This window comes from Kluyvera genomosp. 2 (assembly GCF_036759865.1).
Taxonomy (GTDB): domain Bacteria; phylum Pseudomonadota; class Gammaproteobacteria; order Enterobacterales; family Enterobacteriaceae; genus Kluyvera; species Kluyvera ascorbata_B.
The window spans coordinates 88660-106098 of the sequence record NZ_JAPKIA010000006.1; the positions used below are offsets into that span (position 1 = coordinate 88660).

General features: G+C 55.2%; 13 protein-coding genes and 1 pseudogene. 5 read left to right on the forward strand and 9 right to left on the reverse strand.

Going from position 1 to position 17439, the window contains the following annotated elements:
* Positions 1 to 89 precede the first annotated feature (89 nt).
* Entirely contained in the window at positions 90 to 1241 is a 1152-nt protein-coding gene (gene yiaY / locus V6942_RS08030) for an L-threonine dehydrogenase (protein WP_106924985.1), read from the forward strand.
* A gap of 168 nt (positions 1242 to 1409) precedes the next feature.
* Here the strand turns inward: yiaY and V6942_RS08035 are convergent, their stop codons facing one another.
* Positions 1410 to 1742 carry a hypothetical protein gene (locus V6942_RS08035; protein ID WP_182929839.1) on the reverse strand — a complete coding sequence of 111 codons (333 nt, stop codon included), beginning with the start codon at positions 1740 to 1742 and terminating at the stop codon, positions 1410 to 1412.
* Between the two features lie 122 nt (positions 1743 to 1864).
* Between V6942_RS08035 and V6942_RS08040 the strand changes: the two are divergent.
* Positions 1865 to 2044: pseudogene (locus V6942_RS08040) on the forward strand (helix-turn-helix domain-containing protein); the annotation flags it as partial.
* Positions 2045 to 2165: 121 nt separating this feature from the next.
* Positions 2166 to 2627, forward strand: coding sequence for a 4Fe-4S dicluster domain-containing protein (locus V6942_RS08045; protein WP_106924987.1), 462 nt, complete (start codon positions 2166 to 2168; stop codon positions 2625 to 2627).
* On the opposite strand, the gene V6942_RS08050 is transcribed toward V6942_RS08045, so the two are convergent.
* The 4 genes from V6942_RS08050 to V6942_RS08065 form a co-directional block, all read right to left on the reverse strand.
* Positions 2619 to 4334: a ShlB/FhaC/HecB family hemolysin secretion/activation protein gene (locus V6942_RS08050; protein ID WP_333501074.1), complete on the reverse strand. Its 1716-nt coding sequence runs from the start codon at positions 4332 to 4334 to the stop codon at positions 2619 to 2621. The genes V6942_RS08045 and V6942_RS08050 overlap by 9 nt on opposite strands.
* Positions 4335 to 4438: 104 nt before the next feature.
* A complete protein-coding gene (locus V6942_RS08055; RefSeq protein ID WP_333501075.1) occupies positions 4439 to 5635 on the reverse strand; it encodes a collagen-like triple helix repeat-containing protein in 1197 nt (398 codons plus the stop codon).
* Positions 5636 to 5996: 361 nt separating this feature from the next.
* Positions 5997 to 7250: a valine--pyruvate transaminase gene (avtA, locus tag V6942_RS08060; RefSeq protein ID WP_106924990.1), complete on the reverse strand. Its 1254-nt coding sequence runs from the start codon at positions 7248 to 7250 to the stop codon at positions 5997 to 5999.
* 173 nt (positions 7251 to 7423) lie between these two features.
* Positions 7424 to 9463 (reverse strand): alpha-amylase, encoded by a 2040-nt coding sequence (locus V6942_RS08065; protein ID WP_333501076.1) that lies wholly within the window; start codon positions 9461 to 9463, stop codon positions 7424 to 7426.
* A 307-nt stretch (positions 9464 to 9770) separates the two neighbouring features.
* Here V6942_RS08065 and V6942_RS08070 point away from each other — a divergent pair, with 307 nt between their 5' ends.
* Positions 9771 to 10592, forward strand: coding sequence for a protein bax (locus V6942_RS08070; protein WP_106924992.1), 822 nt, complete (start codon positions 9771 to 9773; stop codon positions 10590 to 10592).
* Positions 10593 to 10651: 59 nt separating this feature from the next.
* Here V6942_RS08070 and xylR read toward each other — a convergent pair whose 3' ends face one another.
* The 4 genes from xylR to xylF all read right to left on the reverse strand — a co-directional run bounded on the left by xylR (position 10652) and on the right by xylF (position 15684).
* Positions 10652 to 11836 (reverse strand): D-xylose utilization transcriptional activator XylR, encoded by a 1185-nt coding sequence (gene xylR / locus V6942_RS08075; RefSeq protein WP_106924993.1) that lies wholly within the window; start codon positions 11834 to 11836, stop codon positions 10652 to 10654.
* A gap of 71 nt (positions 11837 to 11907) precedes the next feature.
* Entirely contained in the window at positions 11908 to 13089 is a 1182-nt protein-coding gene (gene xylH / locus V6942_RS08080) for a xylose ABC transporter permease XylH (protein WP_182929836.1), read from the reverse strand.
* Positions 13067 to 14608, reverse strand: a complete 1542-nt coding sequence (locus V6942_RS08085) for a xylose ABC transporter ATP-binding protein (protein WP_182929835.1) — start codon at positions 14606 to 14608, stop codon at positions 13067 to 13069. The genes xylH and V6942_RS08085 overlap by 23 nt, the downstream gene beginning before the upstream one ends.
* Before the next feature lie 83 nt (positions 14609 to 14691).
* On the reverse strand, positions 14692 to 15684 hold the full coding sequence (gene xylF / locus V6942_RS08090; RefSeq protein WP_106924996.1) for a D-xylose ABC transporter substrate-binding protein: 993 nt from the start codon (positions 15682 to 15684) through the stop codon (positions 14692 to 14694).
* 360 nt (positions 15685 to 16044) lie between these two features.
* Between xylF and xylA the strand changes: the two genes are divergently transcribed.
* A complete protein-coding gene (gene xylA / locus V6942_RS08095) occupies positions 16045 to 17367 on the forward strand; it encodes a xylose isomerase (RefSeq protein ID WP_106924997.1) in 1323 nt (440 codons plus the stop codon).
* Positions 17368 to 17439 lie beyond the last annotated feature (72 nt).

A 17439-nucleotide genomic window follows, 5' to 3' on the forward strand; every position in this document is an offset into this window, starting at 1 on the left:
TTTAAGGTCTGAAATGCTAACTTGATCGTGTTTTTGCAGAGGTTATTACTATAGCCTCTGGGGCCTGCTTATTAAATAAAGGAACTATCATGGCTGCATCTACTTTCTTCATTCCATCAGTGAATGTTATCGGTAATGGCGCGTTAAATGACGCAATGAATACCATGAAGGAATATGGCTTTCGCCGTGCTCTGATTGTCACTGATGCAGTCCTGAATAAGCTGGGTGTCGCTGGCGATATCCAGAAGCGTTTGCAGGAATATGACATCCATAGCGTGGTATTTGACGGTACGCACCCAAACCCGACCACCGTTAACGTCGAAGACGGCCTGGAAATGCTGCGCGCGAATGACTGCGATTGCGTCGTTTCGCTGGGCGGCGGTTCCCCGCACGACTGCGCAAAAGGGATTGCCCTGGTGGCTGCCAACGGCGGTGATATCCGCGACTACGAGGGCGTTGACCGCTCTGCCAAACCGCAGCTGCCGATGATCGCTATCAACACCACGGCAGGTACGGCGTCTGAAATGACCCGATTCTGCATTATTACCGACGTCACTCGTCACATTAAAATGGCCATCGTCGACAAGCACGTTACGCCGATCCTGTCCGTTAACGATTCTTCCCTGATGGAAGGTATGCCGAAAGGGTTGACTGCTGCTACCGGGATGGATGCGCTGACCCACGCCATTGAAGCCTACGTGTCTATTGCCGCGACGCCGATTACCGATGCCTGTGCGCTGAAAGCCATTACCATGATTGTCGATAATCTGCCGACGGCGGTAGAACACGGTAGCAACGGCGAAGCGCGTGAAGCGATGGCCTACGCACAGTTCCTGGCCGGCATGGCGTTTAACAATGCGTCGCTGGGCTATGTTCACGCGATGGCGCACCAGCTCGGCGGCTTCTACGATCTACCGCACGGCGTATGCAACGCGGTTCTGCTGCCGCACGTACAGGTGTTCAACAGCAAGGTGGCTGCGGCGCGCCTGCGTGACTGCGCTCAGGCGATGCATATCGACGTCAGCGCGATGAGCAACGAGCAGGGCGCACAGGCGTGTATCGATGCGATCCGCAAACTGGCGCGTCAGGTAAACATTCCGGCTGGCCTGCGCGACCTGAACGTGAAAGAAGAAGATATTCCGGTGCTGGCGACCAACGCGCTGAAAGATGCGTGCGGATTCACTAACCCTGTCCAGGCGACGCACGACGAAATCATGGCGATTTTCCGCGCCGCGATGTAATTCATCCTCTGCACGAAAAAAAGCAGAACGCGTGCGTTCTGCTTTTTTGTTTCCGGGAATGCCGTTGTGCAGAGAGCCGGATGGCGGCTTCGCCTTATCAGGCCTACAGTGTGTGCCCGGTAGGCCTGATAAGCGCAGCGCCATCAGGCACCGCACATGGCATGACAATTATTCTTCGCGGTTATCACCGGCTGGCACAATGCGCAGCGTGAGCTTGCGAAACTGCCCGTAAATCCATAACCCGAGCCAGGTCAGGCTGCCGATAATACCGGTAACTACCAGCGCCAGAAGCAAAAATAGCAGCGGGCTGAGTATCAGTGCGGAGAAGCCGTGAACGATTTCCCCGTTCCAGCGCAGGGTGAACACCGTAATACCAATGGCGCTCAGAATACCATTGAGTACACCGAGGGGGACCAGCGAACAAAGCAGGCCCAGAAGGTGAATTTTAAAAACACTGCCTGCGCTGATTTTATGCAGCGTCAGATTTTGAAATTCGTCCATGGGGTCATCTTGATGGTTTTATCGTAAGGGCGAATATAGTTTATCTGGCGGTGAAGCGATAGCTGGGGCTGGTCTGGAATCAGACCAGCCGATTGATTTTTTGCCGGTCTGCCTGGTAAGCGCAGCGCCATCAGGCGGCAGAGAAGCTGCTGAGTAACCTTACGCGTTCGCTTAAGGAAGTGGCCGAACAGTGCGGGTTTGCTGATGTCGGGTATTTCCGCCAGGTTTTTCGCAAACACACCGGCTTGACGCCCGCAGCGTGGAAACGGCGCTATTGCAAACAGCATATTCATTCTGCCTGAGGCAAAGAGACAAAGCATGTTAGGTCGATGACAAAAATGGCGCATCTCAGCTGTTTGATCAAAGCATGAACGCCCCCCACTCTGGCACTCTTAGCGTTTATCAACTATCACGGAGTGGGAAATGAACCCGTTTATTGTCGCCGATTCTTTAAAATGCATCGGCTGCCGTACCTGTGAAGTTGCCTGCGTGGTGGCACATCAAGATCAGCAGGCGTGTCATACCGTCTCGCGTGAAGCCTTTTTGCCGCGCATTCGAGTGGTGAAGGGGGATTCGTTTTCAACGGCGGTAGCCTGCCATCAGTGCGAAGATGCGCCGTGCAGCAACGTTTGCCCGACGGGGGCGATCGTGCGAGAAGGCGAGACGATCGCCGTCGATCAGTCGCGCTGTATTGGCTGCAAAAGCTGTATGCTGGCATGTCCGTTCGGGGCGATGAACGTCACGATGCAGCAGGCCAGGCCGCGGGCGATTAAGTGTGACTTGTGTCGTCACCGCGAAGAAGGGCCTGCCTGCGTGGCCGCCTGCCCTACGGCGGCGCTGGCCTGTGTCGATGTCGGCCAGCGTACCGCGGCGAAATTAATGTAGATTATTGAAGTTCCAGCTGAAGGTCAGGCTGTAGCGCCATTCCCGGTTGTGCGTGTCGGTGGGTTTATCTCCGACCGGACGCGCGGCTTCGACCGTCACGCTGTAGTGCTTGTTATCACCGACCATGACCCCGGTCGCCACGGATGCCAGCCGCTGGTGGGGGTAGCCCGGCGCGTTGAACCAGGTTTGCGCGGTATCGGCAAGGACGTAAGGCTGCACGGTGGCAAGCCAGATGCTCTCTTTACGCTGATGCAAATAACGCAGCTCAACCTGCCCGCCGTAGCCGTAGTCGCCGCTGGCTTCGCCATCCTGATAACCACGACCAAAACGTTGGGCGCCGAAACTGACGCGCTCTGGCTCCGGTAAATCATTGTCCGACCAATCGCCTTCCATTGACGTCGAAAGTCGCCATGTATCGGTGATCATCCATGCTGCATCAATATTGCTTTTCCAGAGGGTAAACGACAGGTCATTACCATAGACGGGCGCCGCATCGGACATCGAGGAGGCGTTAATACCCTGACGCAGGGTCAGCTTGCCGTTGATGCTGGCCCGATCGAAGGCCTGAAAGCCGTTCATCCCGAACTCAAGCGCCGGATAACGCACATGCGACTTTTGCGTCACGCTGTATACCGTTTGATCGCCGACGATAGCGCGAATGTGGTTATCGTTACGCCGGTCGGTATAGTCCATGCCACCGTTAATATTGAACTGCTGTTTTCCGGTCAGGAGCACCGGATAGCTGAACATTGCGCCGCCGTTGTACTGCGTGGTCTCCTGGCGTGAGTCAAAATACCCGCCAGGGAAATTCAGCAGGCGCGTGTAGTCGCGTGGATTATCGCGATAAAAGCTGCCCTTCAACTGCATCATCAGCCCTTCATCCGTCAGGAACTGCTGATAGTTCAGCCCCAGATAGGATTTGCGCGTCGAGCTGTCGAGAGGCACCAGGGTTGCGACGCCAAACTGATCGCCGTAGCTGGTCAGGTTGCTGAGTGAACCGGTGACAAACGCCATATTCTGGCTACGACGGGTGTCGATCGTAGATGAAATATCCCAGATATGCGGCTGGAAGCTTTTCGCCTGCATTGCCGCCGCACCGTAGATATTCTGCGGCAGCTGGGCGTTGGCATCGACGGTGACGCCCGGGGTGCGCGTCATCAGCTGGGTGTAGCGATCGAAGGTGGCCTGCGACAGTGGCTTTTCCGCCATAATTTTTGCCGCCAGCCGTTTTAACCGTTCGGCAATATTCGGATTATTGCTCTGGATATCACTGTGGGCGACATAGCCCTCCACCAGAACAATCTTGAGCGTCCCGTCCTGGAAGTTATTATCCGGTAGCCAGGCATAAGACAAGGGGTAACCGTCCGCACGATAGCGTAACGTAATATCATTAACCAGGCCGGTTAGCGTTTTTAATGGCACCTGCTTGTGTGCGTAGGGTACAAAAGGACGCAGCAGGTCTTTTAAGGGATAAACGGTGCCACCAATAAACTGAATATGATCAACTTTAATTAACGTTTCGGGCGTTAATTTATTTTTGGGGACACTTACGCTTAAACTGGGTGCGGCATTTACAGGGGTTTGCGTCGTACTGCTATGCTCTGCTTTTGCTGGGTTATTTGGGTCGATCAATGCGGGTAATGTGTCTGCTCGTGCAATATTAAGCAGAACAACCCCCGACAGCGCATAAAATAGGGTAGTTTTCATGACGCGTTCCTTGTGTATTTTATTGTGCAAGGATGATTATTGTTATTCTGCTGAAAATCGTGCCCCCATTGCGGGGGCACGGAAGGCATTAATCAATATATAGCTTATTTTTTTGTCGTTAACCCGGTAAGCAGCCCGGTGATACCACCCAGCGGGTTACTCGTCGTCGTTGTCCCGCTGCTGGTGCTTCCGCTGGCGGTGGCCGTCGTGGAGGAGCTGACGTTCAGGCTGCCCGTCAGCGAACTGACCGTCGCCCCCAGCGAGGCATTGGCCAGCAGTCCACCGCCGCTGCTGCCGGTACTGCTGCCGCTGCCGGTAGTCGCGGTGGCCGGTTTCACCAGACCGCCCGCATCGGTGACGATGTTACCGACGCTCGAGACCACCTGGCCTACGCCGCTCAGCGCTGGCGTTGTGGTGCCAACCTGGGTTCCGACGCCGCTGACGGCACCGCCGACCTGAGCCAGCAGACCGTTAACCGGCGTGCCTAATCCGGTCGCGGTGCCCACGCCCTGGGTAACGCCCTGTACGCCGGACAGCGTGTTATTCACCACGGAGGTCACGCCGGTTGTTGCGGCGGTGACGCCCGGGCTTTGCAGGGTGCTGGTCAATCCGGTTCCGGTGCCGCTAACGAGTTGTCCTGCGCTGTTAACGACGTTGCCGACAACGCCAGTCACCCCAGCAACGGGAGTGCCCGAGGTGCTGGTGGCCAGACCGCTACCGACGCTAGACACCGTGTTGCCCAGTACGGTTACGGTGCTGGTGGTTCCCTGCAGCGTCGTTCCCAGACCATTGGTATTGGAGGCATTGCCAAGGCCGTTAGTGACGCCGGTTCCCAGCGTATCGACGGCGTTACCCACGCCGCTAACCGTTGTTGAAATCGTCGAGGTGACCGGGTTGTTGCCGGTGGTGGTCGCCAACTGGCTGCCCAGACCGCTCAGCGTGTCGCCCACTCCGGAAACCGCGCTACCTGTGTCACCGATGATGCTGTTAACTGAATTCTGCGCGGTGGTGCCGCCACCGGTTCCACCGCCTGTGCCGCCGCCCGTTCCGCCGCCCGTTCCGCCACCGGTACCACCACCTGTGCCGCCGCCCGTTCCGCCGCCGGTACCACCACCTGTGCCGCCGCCAGAGCCACTGCCGTCACTGCCACTACCGTCGCCGCCCGAACCGCTGCCTTGGGTCGTGCCATTTTTGGCCGTTGAATGAGAGCCCCCGCCGCTTCCGCTACAGGCAGAGAGAGAGAATGCAATAAGAACCGCCACAGCAATAACGCTTAAGTGGCTAACGTTTTTAGAGTCCATGATCATACTCCACCAGTTAAAACGCCGAGTGCGTATTAGTCAGTGTAAGTTCAAAATTACGCCTTGCATGTGGCGTTTCTTTTCATACGAAAGGATGAATTAATCTGATTTAATTTAAGGATAAACAAAGTCTGCTATGTAAAATAATATGTTCTTAGGAAACATATCGTTACTTTGTTTTTAACATGTTAAGCAGCATTAAATAATCAATTGAGATATGTAGCGGTAATGAAATGAGGGGATAAATTGGGACTAATCCGATCGGTTGAATAAGGTGGGGTGAATGCTTTGTTATTTTAAATAACATAGAGAGGCTGTTGGCTATATTAGCCCCTGAAATCAGAGGCTAATATATCATATATTACTGATGTTCCCGCCAGGCTATTTCAATTTCCTCGGCGAGGATTTTTACCCCGGCTTCAATTTTGTCCGGCTCCGGCACATAGTTCATGCGCATGCACTGGTGCGTATGTTCCCAGGGCTTATCCAATCCAGGGAAGAATACATCACCAGGGACCATCAGCACGCCGCGCTTTTTCAGGCGCTGATAGAGCGTTTCCGTCGTAATGGGCAGATCTTTAAACCACAGCCACAGGAAAATAGCGCCTTCCGGTTTGTGAATAAGGCAGCGCTCCTCCGGCAAATAGCGGCGGATCGTGGCGATCGTTTCCTGCACGCGCTGGTAGTAGAAAGGCTTAATGACCGTTTCTGACAGGCGCAGCAGATCGCGGCGTTTAATCATTTCACACATGATGGCTGGCCCAATCCCGCCTGGGGCGAGGCTGATGATGCCGTTCATATTGCTGATGGCAGTGATGATTTTCTCATCGGCAATAATGATGCCGCAGCGGCTGCCCGGCAGGCCTAATTTCGACAAGCTCATGCACAGTACGATGTTCGAATTCCACAGCGGCGTTGCCTGGCTGAAGATAATCCCCGGGAAAGGCACGCCGTAGGCGTTGTCGATGATAAGCGGCACGCCGTGCTGTTGAGCCAGCGTGTCTAACTGCTTCAGCTCGTCATCGGTGATGACGTTACCCGTCGGGTTGGTGGGGCGTGAGACGCAGATCATGCCGGTATCTTCGCCGATTGGCAGATTTTCGAAATCGACGTGGTACTTAAACTGGCCCTCTGGCAGGCGCTCAATTTGCGGGCGGGTGGAAACGAAAAGATCATCTTCGAGGCCCGCGTCGGCGTAACCGATATACTCCGGAGTGAGGGGGAAAAGGACCTTTCGAGTCGTACCGTCGGCGCAGCGGCCGGCGAACAGATTGAACAAGTAGAAAAATGCGCTTTGGCTGCCATTTGTCAGTGCAATATTCTGTGGGCCAATATCCCAACCTAATTCTTCGCGCAGCATCTCGGCGAGTACAACGAGTAGCTCATTTTTCCCCTGCGGACCATCGTAATTGCATAGCGCTTCAGCCGCTTTGCCGTTTTCCAGCATATCCGCCAGCAGATTATTGAAGTAGGCGTTCATCTCTGGAATCTGTGCCGGGTTGCCGCCGCCTAGCATGATTGCGCCTGGGGTGCGTAAACCGTCGTTGAGGTCCTCCATCAGGCGTGTAATGCCTGAATGGCGGGTGAATTTGTCGCCGAAAAGTGAAAATGTCATAGCCGATTTTCTATTGCTCATTCTGTGAAGTAGGTAACGATAACGCCACTCACGATGGGGTGCAAATGGGCTTTTGAGGGTGGGCTCAGTCGAAAAATTGAGAAAGTAGCAGATTTCTGGTTTTTTATTCTGCAAAGGCCCGCGCTCAAGCCGCGGGCCTGGAAGCATATAAATTAGCGGTTACCAGCCCAGATCACCATGACCTTGTCTTCACCGTGTACGCGAACAAAACCGTACCCGTCAGTCAGGCTGAGCGTTGTTTGCTGACCTTCGCCAATGGCCGAATGACGTGCGCGGAACTGTCCCAGTTTCTGCCAGTGTGCGACCGTATCGGCAGATTTTCCTGCGACGTCCTGCCAGTTCATTGACGAACGCGTACCCTGGAGCGGGTCGGAGCCGGTGGGGCCAAACGGGCGCTCGGACTCATCGCCGTAGAAGATTTGCACCGCGCCCGGTGCGAGCAGCAGCAGCTCGGCGGCGTTACCGCCTTTCTCCCGGAACAGACGGGTATCGTGCGATGAGAGGTAGCTCAGGACGTTAAACTGCTGCAGCTTGTCGGCCATTTGCTGCCAGGTCTGGTCGATATTCGCCAGGCAGGCGCTGGCTTTCGCGGCCTGCTCCTGGTAATCAAAGTTGATCATGGCGTCGAAGCCGTGGCGATAGTAGTCGCTTTGCATCACGCCGTGGCCCCACGCTTCGCCGGTCATCCAGAACGGCGCGTCGTCCATGGCTTTCTGCGGGTTGGCCTTTTTCCACGCTGCCAGCGCGTCCACCGACTGCGATTTAAGCTGCTGCCAGGCGGCAAGCTCAACGTGTTTGGCGGTATCAACGCGGAAACCGTCAATGCCGTAGTCGCGTACCCATTGGCTGAGCCAGTGGGTGAGGTAGTCATGCGGCGTAAAGCCGTCGATGGCGCGAGCCGCGGTATCCGGCTTATGGTGATAGAAGTTCGGTAGCCCACTGGGCACGGTGGATTCCGTTTTCAGGTCAGGTAAAAAGGCCAGCGACAGGGTTAAGTCATCGAAACCGGGGTTGTCATAGTCGCCAATATCGGTGCGGATCCACGCTTTACCCCACCATTTCTCCCATGCGGCTTTATCGCTGAAGTTGATGTAATCATTAAAACTGTGCCAGCTCTGCCCCGGACCGGGTCGCCAATCGGTCCAGCGCGATCCCAGCGTTTTCGTCAGTTCATCGCCTTTCAGATACAGCGCGCCGAACTGATACGTCTGTATGTCGGCGAGGGTGGCGTAGCCGGTGTGGTTCATCACAACGTCGAACAGAATGCGGATGCCGCGTTGATGAGCTCCGTCAACCAGCGCGCGCAGATCGTCTTCGTTTCCCATATTGGCATCCAGGCGGGTCCAGTCCTGGGTGTAGTAACCGTGGTACGCATAGTGCGGGAAATCGCCCTTAGTACCGCCGCCGACCCAGCCGTGAATCTGTTCCAGCGGCGAGCTTATCCACAGCGCGTTCACGCCCAGCTGTTGCAGGTAGTCGAGCTTGCTGGTGAGGCCTTTCAGGTCGCCGCCGTGGAAGGTGCCAATTTCCTGCATCCCATCTTTATGGCGACCGTAGCTGTTGTCGTTGCTCGGATCGCCGTTGACGTAGCGGTCGGTCAGGACGAAGTAAACGGTGGCGTTGTGCCAGCTAAACGGTGCGCTGGCGGTGACGTCGGCGCTCTCCAGCAGCAGCAGGCCATTGCTGTTATCCGCTGGCTGTAGGGTTATTTTTCCCTGCGTCACGACAGCGGTCTGTCCGCTGTAAAAGTCACGCACGCGGCTGCCTTCGGCGAAGGTACTGCCGACATCAAGCGTCAGCGGCTTGCCATCCCAGCGCGGGCATTGGCGCGCGCTGACCTTTACGCTGGCGTTATCCAGCGCGCTTTCGACGGCAATCGTCAGCGTCGGCGTGCCCGAACGGGTATCAATCTCGAGCGTGTAGTTGCCGTCGCGGAATAAGCGCCACTGTGGCGCATCGCCCTGGCAGGGTTCAAGCGACAGCATCTGATTCAGACGAATCGCCGTGGCCGGTTGCCAGCACTGTTGGTCAAGATTCAACCTTAACGGGCGAGTACCCTTTGTGAGCATTTTCTGACTGCTGAATTTTCCCGTGCCATCGGCGGCAAAAGCGGGGAAATCCTGCGTCGTCCAGCCGGCGGTGCTGGCAAAGGCGGGGAGCATGAGTAGCGGTATCAGGGCGGCGTGCTTCATAGCGTTATCCTATGTCAGAACGTTTTTTCCTAGTGTGCCAGCGGCTTATCACACTGTGCTCCTCCTGGAGGAAGGAGGAGGGCAAGGGCTGAGTGATGGCGGTCAAAATATGAACTAAAATGAGATGCGTCCGGCATTTTGTCGGCGTAGTTTGTCTTATGCTGAATCGCGTCCGTTTGTGCGTTTAGGAATCGGACTATTTCTCAGACGTGCGTTGGCGGGCTATTTTTGCTATAATTTGAGATTAAGCTCTCAATTTTATGAAATAAGAAGGCGTTGGAATGATGACATCCGACCAGGAGACCTAATGATATCGACTCCCATTCGACGATATGGGGCAGCGATACTTATGTTACTCATCTGTACTTTTTCAGGTGGGGTGTTCGCAAAAACACACACGGTAACAAAGCATCAAAAAGCCTCGGTAACAAAGACAAGTCATAGTAAGGCCAGCAGTAAACAAGAGTATTCTCGCAATAGTGTAAAGAGCAGTTCACTTCCTGATTTGCGAAAATACCCTTCCGGAACCCCAAGGAAAAGAGCGTTTCTCCGGACGGTAATGCCTTATATCACGAGTCAAAATGCTGCTATCACGGCGGATCGTAACTGGCTGGTATCAAAACAGTACGAAGGCCGCTGGTCGCCGTCTGAACGCGCGCGTCTGAAAGATATCGCCGCACGTTACAAAGTCAGCTGGAACGGCAATACCCGTAAGGTGCCGTGGAACGCGCTGCTTGAACGTGTCGATATTATTCCAGGCAGCATGGTCGCCACCATGGCGGCTGCAGAGAGCGGCTGGGGTACGTCCAAGCTGGCTCGCGCGAATAACAACCTGTTCGGCATGAAGTGCGGTAAGGGCTGTAAAAACGGCACGGGCTCGGTGAATGGTTATACCAAGTTCGACTCCGTGAAAGAGTCCGTTCAGGCCTATGCCACGAACCTGAATACGCACCCGGCCTATGCCTCGTTCCGTAAGTCTCGCGCCCAGCTGCGTAAGACGGATCAGGAAGTGACCGCGACGGCGATGATTCACAAGCTGAAGGGCTATTCGACCAAAGGTTCGAGCTATAACGACTATCTGTTCGCTATGTATCAGGACAACCAGCGTCTGATTGCGGCACACATGTAATTAGCGCTGAAGATAAAAAGGCCTTCCATTGGAAGGCCTTTTTGCTTTGTGGGCGGTGATTATGCCGGAATCAGCGTTTCGCTATGCTGCTCGCGATACTCTTTTGGCGTGGTGTCATACTCTTTTTTGAATACCGAATAGAAATACTGCAACGACGGGTAACCGCACATCTGCGAGATTTCATTGATCGACAACGAGGTAGAAACCAGCAGGCTACGCGCCTTTTCCAGCTTCTCGCTATGAATGACCGCGTGGATGGTTTCGCCCACTTCTTCTTTAAAACGTTTCTCCAGGTTTGACCGGGAGATCCCCACAGCATCCAGCACCTGTTCGACCTTAATGCCTTTACAAGCGTTGTTACGGATGTAGTGCATGGCCTGAATCACGGCCGGGTCGTTCAGCGAACGGTAGTCGGTTGAACGTCGCGCCATGACCCGCATCGGCGGCACCAGCACCCGCTGCAAAGGCAGCACCTCGTTATCGAGCAAACGCTGCATCAGCTTGGCGGCCTGATAACCCATTTGCCGCGCGCCCTGCGCCACCGAAGACAGCGCCACGCGCGACAGGTAGCGGGTCAGCTCTTCGTTATCAATACCGATGACGCACAGCTTCTCCGGCACGGGAATATGCAGGTGTTCACAGGCTTGTAGGATATGCCGGGCGCGGGAATCGGTAACCGCAATAATCCCGGTTTGCGGCGGCAGCGTTTGCAGCCAGTCGGCCAGACGATTCTGCGCGTGCTGCCAGTTCTCCGGCGCGGTTTCCTGACCCTGGTAGATCACGCCGCGGTACTTCTCTTTGGCAACAATCTGACTGAAGGCGTATTCCCGCTCTTCGGCCCAGCGTTTGCCGCTGGCCGCCGGCAGGCCGTAGAAAGCGAAGCGGTGAACGCCTTTCTCTTTAAGATGCAAAAAAGCGCTTTCAACCAGCGCAGAGTTATCGGTCGCAATGTAGTGAACGGGTGGGTACTGTTCCTGACGGTGATAGGAGCCGCCAACGCCGACGATAGGCACCTTAACGTCGGTCAGCAGCGCTTCAATAGTGGGGTCGTCGTAGTCGGCGATCACGCCGTCGCCCAGCCACTCTTTGATATTTTCGATACGCGCGCGAAAATCTTCCTCTATGAAGATGTCCCACTCTGACTGTGACGCCTGTAAATATTCGCCGACGCCTTCAACCACCTGGCGGTCAAAGGCTTTGTTGGCGTTAAATAACAGCGTCACGCGGTGACGTTTTCCAAACATGGTTCAGGGTTCCTCGTGAATCATGAGAGGGTGCCGCCGGCCACTGAATCGGCGACACCACGGCCAGGCCATTACGCGCGCCGCTTGGTGGCGGAATCCATCCAGACGGCAAGCAATAAAATCGCACCTTTGACGATATATTGCCAGAAAGTGGGCACGTCCATCATACTCATTCCGTTATCCAGCGACGCCATAATAAATGCCCCCATTACCGCCCCGGCGACGCTGCCGACGCCGCCCGCCAGGCTGGTGCCGCCAATCACGCAGGCGGCAATCGCATCCAGCTCGGCAATGTTTCCCGCCGATGGCGATCCGGCACCGAGGCGCGAGCTAAGAATCAGCCCGGCAATCGCCACCATCAGGCCGTTAATGGCAAAGACCGCCAGCTTGTTACGTTCGACGTTAATCCCGGAAAGGCGCGCCGCCTCAATATTGCCGCCGATGGCGTAAATACGGCGGCCGAATGCGGTACGGGTGGCCATAAACATACCGCCCAGCAGCAGCAGCGTTAACAGCAGTACCGGCGTTGGGACGCCACGATAGTCGTTGAGCAACCAGATAGCGCCCAGTACGATCACGGCGGTCAGCGCCTGACGTCCTACCACGCCGCCAGAGGCAGGCGTCGCTAGCCCCAGCGCCTGGCGACGCGTGCGCCCGCGCCACTGCCAGGCAATAAACGCCATCAGCCCGACGGCGCCGAAGGTAAAGCCGATGCCATCCGGCAGATAGCTTTGACCAATTTGCGACATTGCCGCGCTGGTCGGTGACACGGTGGTGCCGTTGGTGATGCCAATCAGGATCCCACGGAATGCCAGCATGCCCGCAAGGGTCACGATAAACGACGGCACTTTGCGATAGGCCACCCACCAACCGTTCCAGGCACCCAGCACCAGCCCCATGGCCAGCGTGACGATGATAGTCAGCGGCAGCGGCCATCCGAGCCAGACGTCAAAAATTGCCGCCGCGCCGCCCAGCAGGCCCATCATTGAGCCAACGGAAAGGTCAATTTCGGCCGAGATAATGACGAACACCATCCCGACGGCGAGAATGCCGGTAATCGCGGTTTGACGCAGCAGGTTGGAGACGTTACGCGCGCTCAGGTAGGCGCCGTCGGTGGTCCAGGTAAAAAACAGCATGATCGCGACAATTGCCGCGATCATCACGAAAACCTGTAAATTCAACGATGTTAGCCGCAGTGCCGGGGCCGTTGCCGGGGCGGCCAGTTTCATTTCAGACGGATTGTGTTTCGACATGGCGTTCGCTCCTTAAGGCGGCTTCCATCACGTTTTCCTGAGTCAGGTTATGGTTCACCAGGTTGGCTTTGAGTTTCCCTTCATGCATGACCAGCACTCTGTCGCTGAGCCCCAGTACTTCCGGAAGTTCCGACGAGATGACGATCACCGCGATGCCCTGTTGTACCAGCTGATTGATAAGCTTATAGATTTCGTATTTTGCACCGATGTCGATACCGCGCGTGGGTTCATCAAGAATCAGAATGCGCGGATTCAGCAGCAGGCAGCGTGCCAGAATGGCCTTCTGCTGGTTACCGCCGCTTAGCCGCCCGATAGCCAGCTCTGGCGATGACGTTTTGACCTTCAGACGCTCAATCGATTGCAGGATGCACTGCTGCTCTTTGGCATCGTCAAGGTTGCTGAGCGCGCCGCTGAAATCATCGAGTGCGGCCAGCGTGATGTTCTTGCCAACCGCCATGACCGGCACGATCCCGTCCTTTTTCCGGTCTTCCGGCACCATGGCAATGCCGTGGCCAATGGCCTGCTGGCAGGTGCGGATATCGACCTGTTTGCCGTCAATAAAAATGCGCCCTTCCCAGCGCCCGCGCCAGACGCCGAATAGACACTGGACCGCCTCGGTGCGCCCGGCGCCGACCAGCCCGGCGATGCCGAGAATTTCGCCGCGCTTCAGGCTGAAAGAGACGTCGTTAACGCGCTTAATGTGGCGGTTGACTGGGTGCCATGCGGTCAGGTGCTCAACGCGGAGGATCTCATCGCCTGCGGCGTGTGGTTCGCTGGGGTACAGTGCCGTCAGCTCGCGGCCTACCATCATGGTAATGATGTCGTCTTCGGTCATGTTGGTCGCATCGCGGGTGCCAATATGCTGGCCGTCGCGGATGACGCAAATGGTGTCGGATATGGCCTTCACTTCATTGAGCTTGTGCGAGATATAAATGCAGGCAATGCCGTGGTGCTGCAGGTCGCGGATGATATCCAGCAGTATGGCGGTCTCTTGCTCGGTCAGCGAGGCGGTGGGCTCATCAAGGATGAGCAGGCGGACCTGCTTGTTCAGCGCCTTGGCGATTTCGACCAGCTGCTGTTGCCCGAGACCTAAATCACCGACGCGAGTGTCGGGGGAAATGGCCAGGTTGACCTGGGCCAGCAGCTTTTCACAGCGCAGGGTCATGGTGTCGTAATCCAGCACGCCGCGGCGGCTGATTTCCGCACCAAGAAAGATGTTTTCCAGCACGGTCAGATGCTTAACCAGAGCCAGCTCCTGGTGAATAATCGCAATACCCTTGCGCTCGGTATCGCGAATATGCGTAGGCTGCAGCGTCTCACCGGCGAAAATAATTTCGCCGTCATAGCTACCGTGCGGGTAAATACCGCAAAGAACTTTCATCAACGTCGATTTACCGGAGCCGTTTTCCCCACACAGGGAAACAACTTCGCCTGGGTTTAATCTCAGGCTGACATTATCGATAGCCTTAACGACCCCGAATGCTTTGGTAATGCTCTTCATTTCGAGTAAATACGGCATAGGTACTTGTGCTCCACGTAAGCCTGGCTACCGGAGATTTCCGGCGGCTACGCTGCCCCGGCGATGTGGCCGGGGCATACTATTCAGAGTTCACTTTTCTTATGGAAACCGTCCTTCACGACGGTGTCATCAATGTTGGTTTTATTGACTTCGATAGGGGTTAACAGGCGTGACGGCACGTCCTTCAGGCCGTTATTCAGGGTGGCGTCAGCTTTGGGCTGCTGGCCGTTGCCCAGCTCGACGGCGATCTCTGCGGCGCTGTTCGCCAGCAGGGTAATCGGTTTGTACACGGTCATGGTCTGCGTGCCGTTGATGATGCGCTTCACGCCCGCCAGGTCAGCATCCTGGCCGGAAATGGCCACTTTGCCCTGTAAACCCTGGGCGCTTAAGGCTTGAATCGCGCCGCCTGCGGTGGCGTCGTTCGAGGCGACCACGGCGTCAATTTTGTTATTGTTGGCGGTGAGGGCATTTTCCATAATCTTCAGCGCGTTTTCCGGCAGCCAGCCGTCAACCCATTGATCGCCTACAACTTTAATTTTGCCTTCATCAATATACGGTTTTAATACTTTCATCTGGCCGGCGCGGAACAGCTTGGCGTTATTATCTACCGGCGAGCCGCCCATCAAGAAATAGTTACCCTGAGGGACCTGATTGACCAGACTTTGGGCCTGCATTTCGCCGACTTTTTCGTTATCGAAAGAAATATAAAAATCGATATCGGCATTATTAATCATACGGTCATAGGCCAGAACTTTAATACCTTCTTGTTTGGCTTCTTTAATAACGTTACTCAGCACCTGGCCGTTATAGGGAATAATAACAAGAACATCTACACCGCGGTTGATCATATTTTCAATCTGCGACATTTGCGTTTCTTCGTTGCCGTTGGCTGACTGCACGAAAACCTGTGCACCGAGCTGTTCGGCTTTTTTAACAAAGATGTCGCGGTCTTTCTGCCAGCGCTCAAGGCGCAGGTCGTCAATAGCCATACCGATCTTAACTTCTTTAGCGCTGCTCGCCATGCTGGTCAGAAGCAGCGAGGCGCAGAGCGTGAGGCAAAGGTTCTTTATCTTCATAATCGTAGTGCCTTCTGTAGGGATAGGGTAATGAGATTGGCGATAAAAGAAACAGCAATGACTAAACACGCAGCAAATTTTTAACATGTAAACGGCGGCTGGCAATTACAGATTTTTATCTTCCTATTACGATATTTGGTTTAATTGCTAATTTTTGACCGCGATCTGATTTTAAATTTATGGCGTGAAAAAATTACCGACATAAAACGGGACGCATCGCATTTTATTTTGCGAGCCAGCGCACATTTGTGGATTCTCTTAATAGCAGTGTGAAATAACGTAATTGAGTCGCGGTGATTCAGAATTCAGTATGACCAGACGAATTAATCCCTCGCCGCCTGTCAGATTATGGAGTCCATTATGCAAGCTTATTTCGACCAACTGGATCGCGTTCGTTTCGAAGGCCCGAAAACTGAAAACCCGCTGGCTTTCCGCCACTACAACCCGGACGAACTGGTGCTGGGGAAACGCATGGAAGACCATCTGCGCTTTGCCGCCTGCTACTGGCATACGTTCTGCTGGAACGGCGCGGACATGTTTGGTATTGGTTCATTCGACCGCCCGTGGCAGCAGCCAGGCGAAGCGATTGAGCGTGCGAAACGTAAAGCTGATGTCGCATTTGAATTTTTCCACAAGCTGAACGTGCCTTACTACTGTTTCCATGACATCGATGTTTCTCCGGAAGGCACCAACCTGAAAGAGTACCTGAACAACTTTGCGCAGATGGTTGATGTGCTGGCGGAAAAACAGCAGCAGAGCGGCGTGAAGCTGCTGTGGGGCACCGCCAACTGCTTTACTCACCCACGTTACGGTGCGGGCGCGGCAACTAACCCTGACCCGGAAGTGTTTACCATGGCGGCCACGCAGGTATTCACCGCCATGAATGCGACCCATAAACTGGGCGGTGAAAACTACGTGCTGTGGGGCGGTCGTGAAGGCTATGAAACCCTGCTGAATACCGACCTACGCCAGGAGCGCGAGCAGATTGGCCGCTTCATGCAGATGGTGGTTGAGCACAAACATAAAATTGGCTTCCAGGGCACGCTGCTGATCGAACCGAAACCGCAGGAACCGACCAAACATCAGTATGACTACGATGCCTCAACGGTGTACGGCTTCCTGAAACAGTTCGGTCTGGAAAAAGAGATCAAACTGAATATTGAGGCTAACCACGCGACGCTGGCGGGCCACTCGTTCCATCATGAAATTGCCACCGCGATTGCGCTGGGTCTGTTTGGCTCCGTGGATGCCAACCGCGGCGACCCGCAGCTGGGCTGGGATACCGACCAGTTCCCTAACAGCGTCGAGGAAAATGCGCTGGTGATGTATGAAATCCTCAAAGCGGGTGGTTTCACCACCGGCGGCCTGAACTTTGATGCAAAAGTCCGTCGTCAGAGCACGGATAAATATGACCTGTTCTATGGTCACATTGGTGCAATGGACACGATGGCACTGTCGCTGAAAGTGGCGGCGCGCATGATTGAAGGCGGTGAGCTGGATAAACGCGTGGCAAAACGTTATGCAGGCTGGAACGGCGAGCTGGGCCAGCAGATTCTGAAAGGTCAGATGTCGCTGCAGGATCTGGCGAAGTATGCTGAGCAGAATCAGCTGGCGCCGCAGCATCAGAGCGCTCATCAGGAGCTGCTGGAAGGGCTGGTAAATCACTACCTGTTCGACAAGTAAGCCTGGCGTCTCGCAGTATAAACAATGCCCGGAAGCGTAAGCTTGCCGGGCATCGTACCCCCTAAAGGAGCA